This window comes from Methanosarcina sp., from assembly GCF_028693135.1.
In the GTDB taxonomy this organism is placed as follows: domain Archaea; phylum Halobacteriota; class Methanosarcinia; order Methanosarcinales; family Methanosarcinaceae; genus Methanosarcina.
Genome location: NZ_JAQUVZ010000034.1, coordinates 1 through 17,059, shown reverse-complemented (window position 1 = coordinate 17,059; position 17,059 = coordinate 1). Strand labels below are relative to the sequence as shown.

At 40.9% G+C, this 17,059-nt stretch carries 16 protein-coding genes and 1 pseudogene; 3 read left to right on the top strand and 14 right to left on the bottom strand.

Annotation, left to right across the window (positions count from 1 at the left end):
- Window positions 1–2: 2 nt before the first annotated feature.
- The 11 genes and pseudogenes from PHF18_RS13370 to PHF18_RS13320 all read right to left on the bottom strand — a co-directional run.
- Window positions 3–329: pseudogene (locus tag PHF18_RS13370) on the bottom strand (IS1634 family transposase); the annotation flags it as partial.
- A gap of 60 nt (window positions 330–389) precedes the next feature.
- A complete protein-coding gene (locus PHF18_RS13365) occupies window positions 390–1,274 on the bottom strand; it encodes a hypothetical protein (protein WP_300103679.1) in 885 nt (294 codons plus the stop codon).
- A gap of 105 nt (window positions 1,275–1,379) precedes the next feature.
- A complete protein-coding gene (flaJ, locus tag PHF18_RS13360) occupies window positions 1,380–2,933 on the bottom strand; it encodes an archaellar assembly protein FlaJ (protein WP_300103676.1) in 1,554 nt (517 codons plus the stop codon).
- Complete coding sequence (locus PHF18_RS13355) at window positions 2,930–4,765, bottom strand: type II/IV secretion system ATPase subunit (protein ID WP_300103673.1); 1,836 nt, start codon at window positions 4,763–4,765, stop codon at window positions 2,930–2,932. The genes flaJ and PHF18_RS13355 overlap by 4 nt, the downstream gene beginning before the upstream one ends.
- Window positions 4,766–4,849: 84 nt before the next feature.
- A complete protein-coding gene (locus tag PHF18_RS13350) occupies window positions 4,850–5,647 on the bottom strand; it encodes an ATPase domain-containing protein (protein WP_300103671.1) in 798 nt (265 codons plus the stop codon).
- Between the two features lie 181 nt (window positions 5,648–5,828).
- Window positions 5,829–6,350: a hypothetical protein gene (locus tag PHF18_RS13345; protein WP_300103670.1), complete on the bottom strand. Its 522-nt coding sequence runs from the start codon at window positions 6,348–6,350 to the stop codon at window positions 5,829–5,831.
- Complete coding sequence (locus PHF18_RS13340) at window positions 6,350–6,844, bottom strand: hypothetical protein (RefSeq protein WP_300103668.1); 495 nt, start codon at window positions 6,842–6,844, stop codon at window positions 6,350–6,352. Before PHF18_RS13340 ends, PHF18_RS13345 begins: the two co-directional genes overlap by 1 nt.
- Before the next feature lie 211 nt (window positions 6,845–7,055).
- A complete protein-coding gene (locus PHF18_RS13335) occupies window positions 7,056–7,808 on the bottom strand; it encodes a hypothetical protein (protein ID WP_300103666.1) in 753 nt (250 codons plus the stop codon).
- An 83-nt stretch (window positions 7,809–7,891) separates the two neighbouring features.
- Window positions 7,892–8,488 (bottom strand): archaellin/type IV pilin N-terminal domain-containing protein, encoded by a 597-nt coding sequence (locus PHF18_RS13330; protein ID WP_300103664.1) that lies wholly within the window; start codon window positions 8,486–8,488, stop codon window positions 7,892–7,894.
- A gap of 468 nt (window positions 8,489–8,956) precedes the next feature.
- Complete coding sequence (locus tag PHF18_RS13325) at window positions 8,957–9,808, bottom strand: 2-oxoacid:ferredoxin oxidoreductase subunit beta (RefSeq protein WP_300103662.1); 852 nt, start codon at window positions 9,806–9,808, stop codon at window positions 8,957–8,959.
- Window positions 9,795–11,525, bottom strand: a complete 1,731-nt coding sequence (locus PHF18_RS13320) for a 2-oxoacid:acceptor oxidoreductase subunit alpha (protein ID WP_300103660.1) — start codon at window positions 11,523–11,525, stop codon at window positions 9,795–9,797. Before PHF18_RS13320 ends, PHF18_RS13325 begins: the two co-directional genes overlap by 14 nt.
- Window positions 11,526–12,002: 477 nt before the next feature.
- Here PHF18_RS13320 and PHF18_RS13315 point away from each other — a divergent pair, with 477 nt between their 5' ends.
- Window positions 12,003–12,266 carry a hypothetical protein gene (locus PHF18_RS13315; protein ID WP_300103658.1) on the top strand — a complete coding sequence of 88 codons (264 nt, stop codon included), beginning with the start codon at window positions 12,003–12,005 and terminating at the stop codon, window positions 12,264–12,266.
- Between the two features lie 173 nt (window positions 12,267–12,439).
- Here the strand turns inward: PHF18_RS13315 and PHF18_RS13310 are convergent, their stop codons facing one another.
- Window positions 12,440–12,610: a hypothetical protein gene (locus tag PHF18_RS13310; RefSeq protein WP_300103656.1), complete on the bottom strand. Its 171-nt coding sequence runs from the start codon at window positions 12,608–12,610 to the stop codon at window positions 12,440–12,442.
- A gap of 321 nt (window positions 12,611–12,931) precedes the next feature.
- Here PHF18_RS13310 and PHF18_RS13305 point away from each other — a divergent pair, with 321 nt between their 5' ends.
- A complete protein-coding gene (locus tag PHF18_RS13305) occupies window positions 12,932–13,084 on the top strand; it encodes a hypothetical protein (RefSeq protein ID WP_300103655.1) in 153 nt (50 codons plus the stop codon).
- Window positions 13,085–13,863: 779 nt separating this feature from the next.
- On the opposite strand, the gene hmgA is transcribed toward PHF18_RS13305, so the two are convergent.
- Window positions 13,864–15,120 (bottom strand): hydroxymethylglutaryl-CoA reductase (NADPH), encoded by a 1,257-nt coding sequence (gene hmgA / locus PHF18_RS13300; RefSeq protein ID WP_300103653.1) that lies wholly within the window; start codon window positions 15,118–15,120, stop codon window positions 13,864–13,866.
- Window positions 15,121–15,803: 683 nt separating this feature from the next.
- Window positions 15,804–16,172: a DsrE family protein gene (locus PHF18_RS13295; RefSeq protein WP_300103651.1), complete on the bottom strand. Its 369-nt coding sequence runs from the start codon at window positions 16,170–16,172 to the stop codon at window positions 15,804–15,806.
- A gap of 586 nt (window positions 16,173–16,758) precedes the next feature.
- Here PHF18_RS13295 and PHF18_RS13290 point away from each other — a divergent pair.
- The coding region (locus PHF18_RS13290) for a PAS domain-containing protein (RefSeq protein WP_300103649.1) at window positions 16,759–17,059 on the top strand (301 nt) is incomplete at its 3' end.

Sequence of the window (17,059 nt, the reverse complement as noted above, 5' to 3'; positions counted from 1 at the left end):
TCTAAAGTCGGCTTTTTCTTTCCTGGTGGTACTTCTCCAACTTTATACCCAAATAATGCCCTGAAATCTTTGTGAATAATATCATTAATTTCCCTCTCAACACTGCTTTTATCCCTTTCTTTTCCCCTGTTGCTCTCCAGTCTTATTTTCAGGTCCGTTAGTTTTTCCCAGATCTTTGCCTTTCTTTCTTCGTGGCTTTTCATCTGTTTTTTGTATGAGGCTTCATTGTAGAGAACAAGAGTTGTAAATTCCTGTCCAAAAAACACATGTTTTGTCCGGTAACCGTATATCCTGTTACCTTGAGGATTTGTGTACAAATGTTTATACTCTTTAAACTTGGCATAATCTCAAATCTTTAGATTTAGCGGGTAGTTTACTTTCTCACTAATTTACCCTACATGTTCTGCCCGAGCCAGGAGAGCCCGTACATTTTTTAAATCCGTAATTAGCTCTCCCACTTCCTGTTCTTCCAGATATTTCATAAAACCCTGCTCCTCTTCAGGGTTTAGATCATCACTATTCAGCAGATCTTCAATCAGGCTATCCCCAAAAAGACTCGCTGTAGGGTTGTTTTTGCTTTCAGGCTTGCTCTTCTCAATGGGACTTTCGCTGGAATTCCCACTGGAAACTTTATTTTCTTTCACTTTCTCTTCTGAGAAAGGATATGTGGTTTTTATTTGTTCTGCCTTCTCCGGAACATTTTTACCCTTATTTATTTCACCAGTTCCACTTTTTGGGTCTGCTTTTTCGGCATCATTTACTATAGTAGTTTGGCTAGTGTAATGTATTACATCTTCAGATGTTTTTCCTTCAAGTGCTTTATCTTCAGATTTTTCATCTATTCCTTTAACCTCCATCTCCATTCCACTAACTTTTACCGTTGAAAATCCGGAATTTTCCACATGTAAATAACCTTTTTTGACTTCTGAAAGCTCGGATATTTTTACACGTACTTTTCTGGGGAGTGGAGGGAAAATTTCTTCCCGCCAGGGTAATTCTGATATTTCTTCACTTTTTTCGTTTCCTGCTTTCTGGATCAGATCAATGCGGGCTTCAAGCTCCCTTTTTTCTTTTATTAGCTTTATTATTTTTCTCTTAACCTGATCTTTATTTTTTGTCAAATCATCCATATATTTGACATCTTTTTCGAGATTCACATCAGCTGTTTTTGGTTTGAGTATTAAATCCTTTAAGCCACTCATTTTCAAACCTTTTAATCCACTTTCTCTAAGTTCTTTTAATCCGTCTATCTTTATATCTTTTAAACTGTTCATCCTATTACCTCCCACAAAGTCTGATTTATTCTTGTTTCTAAACTGTCTTCCGATACTTTTCTTTCTACTCTAACTGAAAATATCTTTCTCAACTGAAAACTTCTTTCAGATCTCAAATGTGAATACCCTCGATACAACAGGAGGGATAATGATCATACAAAGCCCCGAAATTCCGGACATCAGGCCCCCATAGAAAAAAAGTTTAGAATTTCCTCCGCCTTCCACAATCTTTACTACGAGAGCGTTTGAAATCGTAAGAATAATTATCACGGAAAAAGTTAATTTATAGAGCGTGGGTAAACTTTCGGTCATATTGAACATACTCATTCCTATTCCGGGCATCCCATTCATCCCGCCGTCCAAAGATTCGCTCATCTCGGAGACGAGCCCACCGAATGTGGAAATTATCTCCAGTACAAAGATCAGAAGCCCAACCATCACAGCATGCAGGATTATTGCAAGTCCCTTGAAGCCGGAACTGACCAGCTGCCGTTTCATTCTCAGGAGGACAATTGCCAGGCTTGATGTCGAAACTATGTCCCCTATCTCAGCTGGATTACCCCCCAGGTCGATTGCATCGGTAAAGATCCTTGAGCACCTGTTGATCAGTTCGGAGCCTGTTTCCCCTATGAATTTATCCCAGCAAAGCCTGGACTTAAGCCCCATAGAAAGACCCATGTACAGCTCTTCAACTCCAGGCTTGAGACAGCCGATAGTTTCCATGTCAAGGTCTTCCATTGCACTCCTTATAGTGATTCCCGTTGTTCCTGCAAGGGTCCCCAATGTCTTTACAAAAGCAGGAAAACTGGCATCTCGTTCACCGATTTTCCGGTCGTCAATTATAGCAAGGACGCCTATCGGAAGTGTAAAGAAGGTCACTCCAATCAGGATAAATTTCAGTTCTGTCCCTAACAAAATGAGAACAATAAGAGAAACCGCACCGATAGGGAGCAGAATCCGGCTCAAGAATCTGATTTGCTTCTGTTCCTTTGATTTACGGCTAAGGGCATGTACCTTTTTTTCGGCAGGAGCTGACTTGTATATAATGTACAGGGCAACCCCGCATATGGTAAGAGTTAACAATATAATCAGGGATGCAATTGTTTCTATATTTCCTATCTGATAGATCATGACCGAAACAAGGATTATGGTAACAACGAGGTTTACAGACACCATCAGGGCAGTATAGCCGTCGGTCCATTTTTTAAGGGATTCAATACATCTCTCGTACTCGTTAGAGTAGATCTCGGCCGTTGTGATTTGTTCCTGTTTCAGAAAGTTTTTCTCAGGCTCTCCGGAAGAAAGGATATTTGCCATCCTGCCGAATAGTTTTGCAAGATAGGCATCCTTCAATTTCTGAGAAATATACTTGCAGGCTTTTGCATACTCATATCCCCATTTTGAGGCAAGGATATAGATCTGTTTAAAGTATTTCGAAGCTTCATACTCCTTCTGGCTTCCTGCATAATTAAAGATCTTGTTCCTTTCGATATCCGCAGTTGAAATTGCAGCCATATATGTTAGCAGGAAGAGCATATCATCATTGACTCTTTCAATAACGTTAGTGTCTTTCAGTTTTTTGGCGAGGTTAAAGTATCCTTCAACTCCCTGTTTTGCAGCATTCAGTTTTAAGTTTGGAACTATCTGCGCGAAAGTCATGCTGTTAGCCCCGCTTCCTCAAGCCGGATCAGGGTGTTGAACAGATCGTAAAAATTGGTAATGCCGGCCTGGTGGACTTTCTTTAGTATTTTTGACCTTCTGTCAAGTTCTGAATAAATTCTTCTAACCTGGTTTTCAGGAATCCCCAGGCGAGGGGCAATTTTATTTTCCAGCAGGTAAGAGTTGTTTTTCCCGGTGAACTTGAATGTATCTGTAGCAGGGTCCCATTTGAATATGTCCATAAAATTAAAAGATTGGCTCTCTGAGTCGTAGCCTACGATTTCGTTTATGCTCAGGACTCTTCTTCCCATCCCTTTTCCCGGAACGTTTACAGCACTCTGGATAATAACCACGTTCAGGTTATCCACATAATTTTTGGGAACACTTATCGGGTCGCCTGTCAGTCTCTGGATAAGTTTCTCAACTGAGGCGGCATGGAACGTGGACATTACAGGGTGTCCTGTCTGCATTGCCTGAAAAGCGATATTTCCTTCAACCCCACGAATCTCTCCTATCATAATCTCATTTGGACGCTGGCGCAGGGCTGCCTTTAACAGGTCAAACATAGAGACATCAGATCCGCTGTCATCCCTTGTACTTCTCGTAACCTCCCGGGTCCAGTTCTTATGAGGGACCTGCAGTTCCGGGGTGTCTTCAATAGAGACTATTTTGGACTCCGGTGGAAGAAAAGCGGTCACTGCGTTCATCATTGTGGTCTTTCCGGATGCTGTTTCCCCTGAAACGAAGCAGTTCATTCCTGCCCTAAGCATCATCCACATGTATGCAGCCATTGTGTAGTCAAGTGTTCCGAAATCAATAAGTTCAAGGATTGAAATAGGGACCCCCATAAATTTCCTGATGGTAAAATTGCTCCCCTGCTTTGACACGTCTTCTCCGAATACGATATTAATCCTTGATCCGTCCAGAAGAGCAGTATCGACTATCGGGTCCCTGTATGTAATTGGCTTTCCTACTTTTTCGGACATCTGTATAACAAAAGAATTGAGTTCTTCGTTTTCCTCAAATGAGATTGTTGTTTTAAGAGACGAGAACACCTTATGCTCAATAAAGACCCTGCCAAGCCCACTGCAGCTTATGTCTTCTATATTTGAGTCGAGAAGTAAAGGTTCGAGCACTCCCATCCCCACCTTGTCCCTTAGCATCAGGTATTTGATCGCCCTGAATTCCTCAGGCGTTAAGGAAATTTTCTGCAGTTTTCTAATTTTGAATGATTTGCCGGCTTCCTTCAGGTTTCCAAAAATTCCGGGTTTTTGGCTGTTACTTCCTTCTCCAGGGGAAGTTTTTTCCTGCCCTGAAACTTTTCTTTTTCCCTCGTTTTTTCCTTCCGATCTCCCGGAATTTTCCTTTAAATCCTCTCTTACGTCGCAGACTTTTTCAAGGGCTTTCGCGAGGAGCTCCTTTTTCTCTTCAGGATCTTTTGTAGTAATATCCTGGTCATATATCACGTCAATGAGTAACTTTTCAACTTCCTCCAGTTTCCTGTCAAGTTTCTGGAAAAGGCAGGGTTCCAGGGGAATGTAATAGTTTCTTACATCCTCCTTATCCGGGTATATATGGACGGCAAGTCCTTTTCCGGTAGGATAGATCAGGTTAGGACGTTTGATGCTTTTCATGGATCTCGAAATTTTGGGATAAAATTCCGGAAATCCTATTTTTTCCGTTGGAAGCCTGCAGATATAATCAAGGATATGATGGTTTTCTTCTCTGCCAACGAACTCCTGCATTTCTGGAGAAAGGCTGGAGTACATTTCTTCTCTGGAACGCCCCCCGTTCTCTGGTGTAGGCAACGGGTCAAAAGGCAGAGCTTCCATCTAGAATCCTCATTCGGGTTTTTTTCCTATTGCCATCTTTCCGGTTTTTTTTCTGATTACCATCTTTCCGGCTTTTTCTTTTTTTCAGGCTTTTACCTTTGAAACCGGAATGATCTTCAGTCCAAACTCACTGTCCACATTAAAACTCACCATATTTCCGGTATTTTTCTTTGCCCCCCTCAGTTTCTGGATTTCCATAGTTTTTACCCTCTGGTCTCCAACCTGTTCTATCCTGAGTTCAAGGCAGGCACTGCAAACTGACCTTAGCCTGTAAAGCACTACCTGGGAAAATGCATACCCGTGCACGCTAATAAGAATGGTCTTTCCCCTATCGCACAGCTTTACGCATTCAGTAAAGAAATTTAACACTGCATTTTCCGAAGCGTTCACCGCAAAGATCGTCAGGGAATCTATAAGGATCAGTTCTTCATCGCATCTTTTTATACATTCCAGAAGTACCAGAAGCAGGCTTTCGCTCAATTGGGGATTTTCCTCAACATAGCTTGCATTAATTTCAAATATTTTTGATCTTCCAATTATGAAATAGTCCGAAATCCCGAGCTTCAGGCTTTCCATCTGGTTTAGAAGTTCCTTTGAGGTCTTTTCCGTTGTTAAAGCAAGAACTCTTTTATCCTCGTTCAGAGCTCCCCACATTATTTGCTGTAGTAAAATAGACTTCCCACTATCGTTTCCTCCTTCCAGCAGGCAAAGCGAACCTGTAGGAATGCCTCCCTCCAGTTTCCTGTCTATTTCCATGTTTCCGGTAGATATGAACTCCAATGATGCTTTTTCTTCTTCTTCTTCTTCTTTCAGGTCGCTGAATACTTCTTCCTCGAACGACTCTTTTTCAAACAGTGCTTCGTCGTCCTTATTTCCTTCCATTTCTCTCCCCCCTTCTCCGGGATTCTCCCACAAATCCCCTGATTTTTTAGTATCCGTATCCATTTGTTCCGTTTACTTGCTTATCAGGATCTTCCTTGATACGTAATTATCCACTGAAATATTATCTACTGAAATATTATCTACTGAAATATTATCTACTGAAATATTATCCTCTGAAGTATTATCCACTGAAATACCGTGAAGCCTTTATCCCATTGGGGGCAGCTACCAGAAGCCAGTTTGCGGTGGAGCTCCCAGGTGGGTCTGAGGCATCCAGCCTGATCTGCAATTCCATTCTCTCTCCCGGGTCAAGAATTCCCGGGTTTATCAGGTCAGGAACGATATCCATTTTTGTCCACCTGTCATTTGAAGGGATTTCACCTTCCTGATAAGGGATCCAAATCGTCTTCATGTCACCTGATTCATTTTGATAGGTAACGATAACGTCCATGTAAGTGAAGTCCCCGATTTTTGTCGAGCCTGTGTTTTGCAGGGATGCCTGAACTGTCATATTTGCCATGTCAGTTGAGATACCTGTAATCTCTATTTCCGTTTTTAACATTTCGTTCTTGTTTTCCTGCATATCAATGACTGAATTAGCGAGTCCGTCTGCCATGTAGAACCCCCCATTCGAGCAGACATACGATGCCAGGAGGATGATTGCAACCGAGATCATTGCTGCAATTATTGACCCGAATCCCATTATGACACCGTGAAATAGGCCTCTTCAGAAACCCCGTTGTATGTACTGAACTTGATAAAGTATTTATCTCCTGTAACAGGCAAATCTACAGGTTTAATTTTTATGCGGAGAGTCTCTCCTTTATCCCAGTTATCGTCCCCATTCTGTTCGATAAGGTAGCTCCAACCCGGAGTCAGATTTCCGGTTTCATCATAGGGTATGCGCTCAAAGTTCCCTATCTCTCCGAAAAAGAGGTCAGATTCAGGGATCGTGCCTGAAGATATTCCCTTGCATCCCACATTCTTTATCCAGACATGAATCTCGGTACCTTCAGCCCCGGTAGTTTCATGCAGGATTTCCATATCTGTCAGGATCTGGTCTCCCATAGAGTCCGTACGGCTCATTATCGGGTCTCCTGCAGAGATAACCGAGGGATATGCAACTGAAGCAAACGAAAATGCACAGATAACGGATGCTATTGTTAGAATTGCAGAGCCTATCGATTCCCCACTCATTTTTCGACCCTCGCTTTATTTTCCAGTCTTTTCAAACCGGATAAGTTGATGTCAATTTCTGACTAAACGGTTTCTCAAACTGGTTAATGATGATATTAAGTTTGGTTAATGTATTATGAGATTAAATTGTGTCAAATGATATTATTTCAAATGATACTGTTAATGAGGATGAACAGCTGGTTTCAACTTTCAGTTCTTTCTAACTTCAAACTCAGTTGAAGACCAGCCCTGCTTTCTTCTCGTTTTCTTTTTCTTTCCAGCTTGAAGAGGTTTCATAAAGCTGCGGGATATTCTTTCTGAATTCTTCCGGGCTCAAGATAGCGCTCAACTGCGAAAGCACCATGATGTTGTCCTTCATGCTGACCCTGTCTTCTCCTGCGGGCTCTTCAATTGAAAGGTTTGCAATGTTTTCAATAATCCCTTTTGTCTCTTCAGGGAGATGTCCGGTAATAGTATAGAGGTTCAGCAATTCTTCGAGGTTGCTGTGTCCTATTGTTCTGACAGCATAATCCACCCACCGCATAAGCTCGACAAGCATGAATGTGTCAATTTTTCTGAGTTTTTCAGGTTCAGGCATGTTAATTTCTTTTATCGGGGTATTCTGCACAGGATTTTCCTGGCTGGGTTGGGCGGGTATCGGGATATTCTGTACAGGATTTTCCTGGCTGGATCCGGGGGATTTCAAGACGTTTTCACTGTTTTTTACTATTTGATCCCCTAAATCTGAAACTTCTGCATTGGGCTCGAGTCCGTTTTCTTCATTGCCAGTCTTAGTTGACTGGTTATTTACAGACTCCCCTTTTTCCGGTACCTCAATCTTCAGTGATTCAAGGCTCGGGATGCTGCAGAAAGGATTTTCACTTTTGTTTACCAGATCCCTTATGTCCACAAGCAACTCCTTAATCACCCCTTTCATTATTTTCAGTTCGGTTTCAATTTCGTTTACTCTTTTGTCCAGTTCCATACTGATCACCTGAAAACGAAGATAAATTTTCCCGTTTTAGTAACAGTAAAAGAGGGGTGAAGTAACCCCTAAAGATTTAGGGGTTACTTCAGGTTCATGACATTGTCTATCTGCGGAGGCGTAATTCTGGTGACAGGCACGATTGCACCGACACTCGGTTTCAGTTCAATCCTAAACTCTCTGTTAACCACTTGAGTTTTAGTCCCTTTCAGCATTGAGGGATTAGGGACAATGATGGTGAGTTCCACTTTTTCGTGCTGTTCCAGCACAGTATCTCTGTCGTTGGCTCCGATGAAGGTCGATGTCCAATTTACGTCCGGAACATAGGTCGAGTTGTCAGTGTAGGATACAATCATCAGTCCTGAACTATTGGCTGCTCCTATATCCACCGGGGACTGGCCTGCTGTGAGTTGAAGGGTAACAGTTAAGTTATCTACATCGGGGGAATTTCCAGTAGTACCTTTTGCGATCACGTCGCCTGCAAGCTCAACGGAGGAAGTAGTCTGTTTGACACCCTCGTCAATGGCTTTCTTGGCGGTATCGGAGGTTGTAAACCCAGCCCCGAGAACTACATAGGAGAATACTGCTGCCACCACTACGAAAGCGGTCAGCACGATTGCAGATTCCAACCCTGTAAAGGCTTTCTCGTCTTTTCTAAAGATGTTAAAAATTCCTTTCATTCGATTTTCACTCCATAATTTATTTATCTATGAAAAGTATATAGAAAAGTCACAAGGCTCCATTTTCCAGGTCATGACACTTGATATTTTTTAATTCTAATTTGCTATATGAGCTATCTGCTCAGGAGCTGAGACCTATGGTTCCCGGTTAATGACCCCCCATATACATACTTAGTATTTTACAACAGATACTAGAACCTTTTAATTTATTAACCTTTGCCAAAAAATTACAAAGTTTATATATTAGTGTTTATTTAAAAATATAAAGATATAATAAAAATCACAGAGCTGCAGGCAGAGTGTTTTGAGGGAAAAGTAGAATATCTAACTGAGTTTTAAATAATTTCTAAAAATAATTTTTGACTGATTTTAAGCATGATCTATAAAAAATATTCGAATGTGTTTAAATAGTGTATATAAAAAATATTTGACTGATCCAACTAATAAAAAGAAAGTAAGTGAGGTTTTTTAATAAAATTTTTCAATCTCATGCTTTACGGCTTCGATTGAAAACTTTTGCCTCACGAGGGGCTCTTTACGAATTGTCGGCACCATTTCCTCCAGTGTTTCTTTATCGTTTTTGTAAAATATGCCGTTCGGGATTTTGTCTCCCCATTCAAGAGACCGCTCAAACGCTTTTACGCGGTTGTAAGGGTCATATTCTTCTTCGAGTTTGTAAACTCTGTCCCTGTACCACTTGAAGGTATTCACTTTATTAAAAGTGACACAGGGTTGAAGAATATCAAGCAGGGAAAAGCCTTTGTGTGTGATAGCCGCCTTCATCAGCTCTTTCAGGTGTTCCTGGTTTCCAGCAAAACCTCTGGCTACGAAGCTGCAGTCAAGAGAAATTGCCATCGCAAGAGGATTGAGGGGTTCAGAAGGGACCCCGTAAGGCTGGATTTTTGTGTGAGTTCCCCTGGCTGTAGTGGGCGAGGCTTGCCCTTTGGTAAGCCCATAGATCTGGTTGTCGTGCACGAAAAGGGTGATATTCGGGTTCTTGCGGATGGCATGGAGAAAATGGTTTCCTCCTTCCCCGTAACAGTCCCCATCTCCGGCAACTGCAATCACGTGCAGGGGATGGTTGGCAAGTTTTGCAGCTGTTGCGACAGGCAGAGTCCTGCCGTGCAGCCCGTTGAAGGTGTGGCACTTCATGTAGTGGGGCAGTTTTCCACTCTGGCCTATTCCCGAGACCAGCAGGACTTCCCAGGGCTCAATGCCAAGTTCGACAAGTGCTTGCTTGATAGTTGAGAGGATCTGGAAATTTCCACATCCTGGGCACCAGGCAGGGACCTGGCCTTTATAGTCTTCAGAGGTAGGCATCTACTTCCTCCTTCAGGTTTTCAATGGTAAACGGCCTTCCATCGTACTTTAAGATCTGGTGGGTAAATTCAAATCCCGTTTCGGCTCTTATGAGCTTTGCAAACTGGCCCATGGCATTGTTTTCTATAGAGATGGCAAGCTTTGCCTTCTCAAGAAGTTCTATATAATCGAACCTATCCCTTTCGGAAAGCGGGTAGATCTGGCTGAAATGCATCATAGCAATCTTCCTGTCCTTAGAGAGGATATCCACTACTTCTTTCATCACGCCGTAAGTTGAGCCATGCCCTACAAGCACGATTTCAGGAGAAGGATCTCCATACAACAACGGGGCTTCTATTTCTTTTTTTATAAGCGGCATTTTTTTCAGCAGCCGTTTCCGGACCATTTTGATGCGGGTTTCAGCGTCCTCTATAATATGCCCTTCTTCGTCGTGCTCATCGCTGTCAGCTACGACAAGGTGCTTTCCAGATTCTCCGGGGACTGCAAGCAGGGAAATCCCTGTATCCGAATATTTGTAGCGTTTGTACTCCTCTACCCCTTCCAGGTCTTTTTCCCTCAGCCGGTAATCATTGTAGATCAGGTGCTCAACGTCAAAGTTTTCAAAGGTCCACTCGGTATCCCCAAGGTACTGGTCGGACTGGATAAATACAGGGATCTGGTATTTCTCTGCAAGTTCGAAAGCCCTGTTAGTGAGATAAAATGCCTGTTCTGGGGTCCCGGGCTCAAAGACAACCTTTGGAAACTCTCCGTGCCCTGCGTATAATATGAAAAGCAGGTCCGCCTGTTCGGTGCGAGTGGGTAAACCCGTAGCCGGTCCGGGACGCTGTATTTCTGCAATCACAATCGGGGTTTCGGTTATTCCTGCCAGGGAGAGCCCTTCTACCATCAGGGCAAACCCGCCTCCCGAACTTCCGGTCATTGCCCTTACGCCTGCAAAAGAAGCGCCTATTGCCATGTTTATGGCTGAGATTTCATCTTCAGCCTGTTCTACAACAAGACCGAACTCTTCTGCTTTTGAGGCAAGGTAATTCAGAATCCCTGTCGAAGGCGTCATGGGATATGCAGAATAGAACTTGCAGCCGGACATGAGAGCTCCCATCCCGATTGCTTGAATCCCGTCTATAAGCATGAGTTTTTTTTCTTCCGGCTCCCGGATTTCAACAGCTTCGCACCTGGGACAGTTTGAGAGGACATAGTCATACCCTGCTTTTGCACAGGCTATGTTTTTCTCAATGATCTCGGCTCCTTTTTTCTTGAAAGCGCTTTTCAGGATTTCCTTAAGGCGCTCGAGTCCGAGGTCAAAAAGGCCAAGCACCGCCCCGGTTGCTACGGTATTTGCCATGATACTGCTTTTTCCGACATCAAGGGCTATTTTTTTGAAGGGAACATCTATAAATTCAGGCCCTTCAAACTTCTTCTTTATAGTCTCGGAGTCATACAGTACAAATCCATCGTCTCTTACGCTTTTTTTGTGAATTTCGATCGTGTTCAGGTCAAGGGCGAGAAGAATGTCGACCATATCCCTGTAAGCCGATACCTTCTGGTCGGAAAAGCGAATCTGGTAAAAGTTGTGCCCGCCGCGGACCATGGACATGTAGTCCTGGTGTGTAAATACATGGTATCCTGTTCGGGAAAATATTTTTGCAAGAGCTCCTCCTATGGTCTGCAGCCCCTGCCCGGCCTCTCCCCCTATTCGAAGTGTATAGTCCAGAAACATAACCTCCAAAATTTATTTATTTTTTTGAGTTCTCAGGTAATTCCCACATTCCTTAACTGTGAGTTTAATACTGTATACAACTGTATACAACTTTATACAACTTTATAAAAATCATGAGAATGCATAAAAAATGGAGCATGTAACTCCTCTAAAATAATTGCCATAAAACAGAAATTTCCCTTATTTTGTTTCCTTTCTTATTATATTCTCCCCTGCCTTTTCAGGCTTTTACCCTTTTCAACCCAAAGAGATATTAATATTAAACCTTAAATAATCTTGCTTCTGCACCTGATCCGGAAAATGGGTGGCAAATCAGTTATAAAACGTGACATTAAAGTACTAGTAAAGTAAGTTCACATGTGAGTACAAAAGATGAGCATAATGTTGGGAGCAGGTCTTTTGTCAGATTCCTTCCTGAATCCATAAGCTGAAAATATTCTGCTTATCTGAAATAAAGTCTCTAAGAATAAAATGTTTTTGAAGAATATTTGCAGAGGAGAAATAGCTAAAATGTTATCTAAAGATGCAGTAAAAGACTTCTTTGCTAAAGGCCGGGGTGTTTTGCTGGGTTTTTCCCTCCTACTTCTTGGAGCTCTTCTGATTACGGTTAACAAAATTATTGCCTCAATTGTGGTCCTTATTGGAATTATTCTCCTCACGCTGAGTGATTATATTTCTGAAAACGAAGAGGAGGAATTAACCTGGAATGAGGAAGATGAGGATGAGGATGAACTAAAATAAGAGCGAAGCAAGCTAACAAAAAATCTAAGGTAGAGCCAATACAGGATCCATTCAGAGCCAGTTTTAAGAAAGGATAGATGAGGATCAGATTCAGATAGTAATTTTTCCTGGAAAAAATGAGATTGGAACTGGCTGAAAAGAATATAATGGTGTGAATCAAAATTATTCAACCTTCAAAATAAATATAAGGTTTTTCCAATCAGAATACAGCCAATTAAAGCAATTCCCAGTATCAATATCTCCGTCTGGAGCACAGCATATAATATAATAAAACAAATTATTGAAGTGACAGCACAGGCCAGAATATCAACAGGATTGCTCATACCTGCCTCCATATCAAGCATATAAATTCACATCATGATAAGTATTTCTACTTTTCATAAAAATTTAATAATTGTCTGATGTATAATATTCCGAAAATAACTCTTTAACCAGTAGACAGTGGTGGTTCCTTATTAATTGGGGGATGTTATTCAGAAGGAATGTTATTCAGAACGGATGTTATTCAGAACGGATGTTATTCAGAAGGAATGTTATTCAGAACGGATGTTATTCATAAGGGATGTTATTCAGAACGGATGTTATTCAGAAGGAATGTTATTCAGAACGGATGTTATTCATAAGGGATGTTATTCAGAACGGATGTTATTCAAAATATCCTTAAGATGAAATCTTTGTTTTTCTTTTCTGCACCCCGCAGGGCTGAAGCCGTCTCGCCAGCCATGCAAGAAAAAACAACAGGGGATAACAGGAAAATTCATGTTGACCTTAAGAGAAAACAATTTCTATCAAAAAATGCCCCTCTTGACAGAGAATAATTCCCTTGACCACGGCAACCTAATTTAAATTCGCAGGTGAATATAAAAGTCTCCGCCAGCTTGTCTGGCGGCCCGGCAAAAAAGAAGACCGAAGAAAGAAAATAAAAGAAGAAAGAAAATAAAAGATGAAAGAAAATAAAAGATGAAAGAAAATAAAAGATGAAAGAAAATAAAAGATGAAAGAAAATAAAAGATGAAAGAAAATAAAAGAAGAAACAAGAGGTTGAAATCTCCAGTAAAAATCAATAAAAACAGACGTGGAAAAGAGTCTTTTTCAGGTATATTTTAATTCGGTTCGGACTGCATCTCCCTACTTTTTACTTTACTTTTACTTTACGGCTTTTCTTAGGGTCTTTTGTCTTATTTTTTTGTCTGAAAGCCGCTCTCCTGCGTCGAGCGTGACAAAAACGACACGATAAGGCGAATGACGTTGTACGGGTCATAAACATTTTTAATTTTGTCCTCTTGAATTACGCTCACTGCTATAATCCATCAAGTAGTCCTCTTGAGCGCAGCGAAAAGGACCGCGTACTCCCGAGGCGCAATTCGGGCGGCAATGCGGGCGGCACTAAACAAAATGAAAAGTGTAACACCCCTTCCTGCTGCTTTCGTTAAGGAAGGGGATTTCTAGCTTCGGTAAAGGGTTTTGGTGCAGGTTCAAGTTATGGTTTTATTTTTTCCTGAGTGGATTGGACTGAGTTTTTCCCTGTATTTTTCATAAACCTTCAGCAGGAAACTCATTAAATCTTTAGATTTAGCGGGTAGTTGACTCCGGAGCTTCAGAACTTTCCACGGCCGAGCTGGGCATGGGCACGGGCGAGGTGTCCGGCAGCCTGAGCCCCTATGAGGGAAATCTCTCCTGCAAGTACGGCAGAGGCTACAATTTCTGCAAACTTTCGAGAGTTTATTCCAGGGATATCTCCTGCCCCGGCGACGCCGAGAATATTCAGGCAATCTCTCTGGGTTCCAAGGCCAGTGCCTCCTCCGACTGTACCTACAGGAAGGGCTGGGAGGGTTACAGAGCAGTGAATTTCCTCATATTTTGTAAGTTCCATACTCGTAATTGCAGTGCTACCTTCGACAACGTGGGCAGCATCCTGCCCGCAGGCAAGGTAGACGGCAGCGATAATGTTTGCTGCGTGGGCATTAAATCCCAGGGCTCCTGCTCTTGCCGAACCAAGCAGGTTTTTACTGTAATTTACCTCAAACATTGACTCTGGAGTACACTTGAGGGTTTCTTTGACTATCTCTTGAGGAATGGTAACTTCGGCAACCACAGTCTTTCCCCTTCCAAGAATGGTACTTATGGACGCAGGTTTTTTGTCAGTGCACATATTTCCCGAAAGGGTAACAGGTTGTGCGCCAAACTCGTCTTCTATGAGGTGCATCACTGCATCTGTGGCTATGGTCACCATATTCATGCCCATTGCATCTTTTGTATCATAGGAAAACCTGAGATAGACATATGTTCCGGTAACGAAGGGCTGTACAGAGAGCAGTTTTCCAAACCTGGTAGTCTTTTCAGCAACTTCTTTCATCTGCTCGAAAGTTTCAGGACGCTTCACCCAGTCGTAAAATTTTTTAGTCCTGTCAAGGTTCTCAAGCTTAAAGACCGGGGCCCTGGTCATTTGATCTTCAAAGACTCTGACATTCGCTCCCCCTGACTTTGTGATGACTGAGCAACCGCGGTTTACACTGGCAACAAGGGCACCTTCCGTTGTAGCCAGAGGTATATAGTATTCAGCGTCCGCATATTCTCCGTTTACCTTCAGAAGCCCGGCAACCCCAAGAGGAATCTGAACTGCTCCTATCATGTTTTCAATATTCTTCTTTGTTACAGTTTCCACGTCTAAAGAGAATTTCTGGATATGTTCAAATTCGAGTTTTGCGTATTCCTGAATAGCAAGTCGCCGGATTTTTACGGCTGTTGACGGGTCTGTAAACTCTTCAATTTTACGAAAGGCTATATCCCCATCGAGAACCTTCTGTAAAAGAAGCTTTTCTTCCTCACCAAGTTCATAATCTTTTAAAAACATGAAATCACCAGCTGGTCTTTTTATTTTTTTACCAATATTTATATAGTGTTACGGTAAGAAACGCTAATTCGAATATTTTGCTCTTTTGAATATGGCGCCTTTATATTAAGATCCATTTTTACTCTAAATATCTACATATTAGCATATAATTCATTCCTTAAAAGTAGTTTTTCAGACTACCTTACAAAGTTCATCAAGATATATTGGAAAGCATAAAAATTGTTGTCTGTTTTGTAGCAGCCGTTTACAAAAATAGCTCCTGAATCCTGCTTTCGGCATGTAAACGTAAAAATCCATTTGATTTTTCTATTGATATCGATTTTCTCAGAATTTTTGGAATTTTATTTAAATTAAAAACTCCTAAATGTTCTCCATGACATCCTTAATATATATTTATTAAATATTGAATAAATGAACAATTTCATTAGATGCATAATCCTCATGAGACTGATTTCCAATTGAATCTACAAATAATAACGATCAAAAATATTAATTTGTGAGGATGTGCTTACTGTCGAATGTAGGCTAAAAGGTAATTTTGAAAAATAATCTTTAAAAATTGATTTAAAAAAGTGATTTAAAAATACAATCATTAAAAAGTAATTCTAATTAATTATTTTGAAAGAGATTTTAAAAGAATATTAACTATTCTTTTAAGTTGATTATTGACTCAACTGTCAAATTCAGAAGTTTATAGTCAGCTGGTTTTCCTCGCGGTACGTCAGAAAAAGTTCAGCCACGTCTTTTGAGCAAATAAACTCAATTCCCGGGATCAATTCTTCCTTCTTAAGGCCGATCATATCTGAGGCCAGCTGGCAGCATCGGAATTCTATTCCCATCTCGATGCATTCCCGAACCGCGGCATCGTACTTGGGTGACCCTCTAGTTTTATCTTTCTTTGCAAGTAATACTCCCATAGGTCCCCATAGAATAACCAGAACGTTGAGTCCTTTACTTCTATAATACTTAGCGAACTTGAGAGTTTCCTGCGGGCTGGTGCTTTCGTACACCATATTTTTTAGTAGCAGTAATACCTTTTCGACTTTTGTCATAAGAACCCCAAGTTTGAACAATACTTTTCTGAAACAGATTACCTGGATGTATATAAAGTTTCACATTGAAACCAAGGATATATACATTTTTTACTTTATTTAAATAATTTTGTTCCTCCCTTTGGAAATTGACAGGATCTCTAGACCTGTAAATAATTTAGTTAATTCTATTGCAGCCTGGAAGCATGCAATTGCTTTTTAACTCTCAAAAAGTCTAAATCCATGTGGCTCAAAAAATTTATAAAGTACACTGCCAATTATAGAGCTCTATTTTTTTGAAATTCCATTTGGCTGAAGTTATCAAGTCTTATCTCTGCAAGCGGGAAGAGTGGGATTCTCTTGAAATATGTTCACAAATTGTTTAAGAATCAAAGTGTTCAGCAAATTTTTCTTTTCTAAGAAGTGCTACTTTCAATATTAGATCACAGAATTGTTAGGTTTGTTTTTTACTGTCTAAAATGAATAAATTGTTACCAATAGTTTAAATGTCATTATTTGTAATGGTTTTTCTCTTACCTATAATTTTAAATACTTCCACTAATTATAATTAGAGTTAATATATAAATAATTAGGGGATTGATTATACATGCCTTCAACAGTCCTTGATTTAGGAAATGCCAAGCAAAATAACTCTTTAAATAATTTAGTTGAGGATGACGATTCAACAGCAAAGGAGATAAGCTCGCTAATAGACAGCCTTCCGGTAACTGTTTTTAGAGTGTCGAGTGAGTCTTCCTGGGCTATACATTACATCGGTAAAAGTGTAGAGAAACTAACCGGTTATTCTAAAATGGAGTTCATTTCCCAAAAATTATCGTGGTCTGATATTATTCTTCCAGAGGACCTTTCCCTTGTCGATAAAACTGTACAGAAAGCAATAAAAAACA

Bases quoted from the DNA above. Each gene is read 5' to 3' on its own strand.
- PHF18_RS13365 (WP_300103679.1), bottom strand. From the start codon at position 1,274: ATGAACAGTTTAAAAGATATAAAGATAGACGGATTAAAAGAACTTAGA.
- flaJ (WP_300103676.1), bottom strand. From the start codon at position 2,933: ATGACTTTCGCGCAGATAGTTCCAAACTTAAAACTGAATGCTGCAAAA.
- PHF18_RS13355 (WP_300103673.1), bottom strand. From the start codon at position 4,765: ATGGAAGCTCTGCCTTTTGACCCGTTGCCTACACCAGAGAACGGGGGG.
- PHF18_RS13350 (WP_300103671.1), bottom strand. From the start codon at position 5,647: ATGGAAGGAAATAAGGACGACGAAGCACTGTTTGAAAAAGAGTCGTTC.
- PHF18_RS13345 (WP_300103670.1), bottom strand. From the start codon at position 6,350: ATGGGATTCGGGTCAATAATTGCAGCAATGATCTCGGTTGCAATCATC.
- PHF18_RS13340 (WP_300103668.1), bottom strand. From the start codon at position 6,844: ATGAGTGGGGAATCGATAGGCTCTGCAATTCTAACAATAGCATCCGTT.
- PHF18_RS13335 (WP_300103666.1), bottom strand. From the start codon at position 7,808: ATGGAACTGGACAAAAGAGTAAACGAAATTGAAACCGAACTGAAAATA.
- PHF18_RS13330 (WP_300103664.1), bottom strand. From the start codon at position 8,488: ATGAAAGGAATTTTTAACATCTTTAGAAAAGACGAGAAAGCCTTTACA.
- PHF18_RS13325 (WP_300103662.1), bottom strand. From the start codon at position 9,808: ATGCCTACCTCTGAAGACTATAAAGGCCAGGTCCCTGCCTGGTGCCCA.
- PHF18_RS13320 (WP_300103660.1), bottom strand. From the start codon at position 11,525: ATGTTTCTGGACTATACACTTCGAATAGGGGGAGAGGCCGGGCAGGGG.
- PHF18_RS13310 (WP_300103656.1), bottom strand. From the start codon at position 12,610: ATGCTTGATATGGAGGCAGGTATGAGCAATCCTGTTGATATTCTGGCC.
- PHF18_RS13305 (WP_300103655.1), top strand. From the start codon at position 12,932: ATGAAATCTTTGTTTTTCTTTTCTGCACCCCGCAGGGCTGAAGCCGTC.
- hmgA (WP_300103653.1), bottom strand. From the start codon at position 15,120: ATGTTTTTAAAAGATTATGAACTTGGTGAGGAAGAAAAGCTTCTTTTA.
- PHF18_RS13295 (WP_300103651.1), bottom strand. From the start codon at position 16,172: ATGACAAAAGTCGAAAAGGTATTACTGCTACTAAAAAATATGGTGTAC.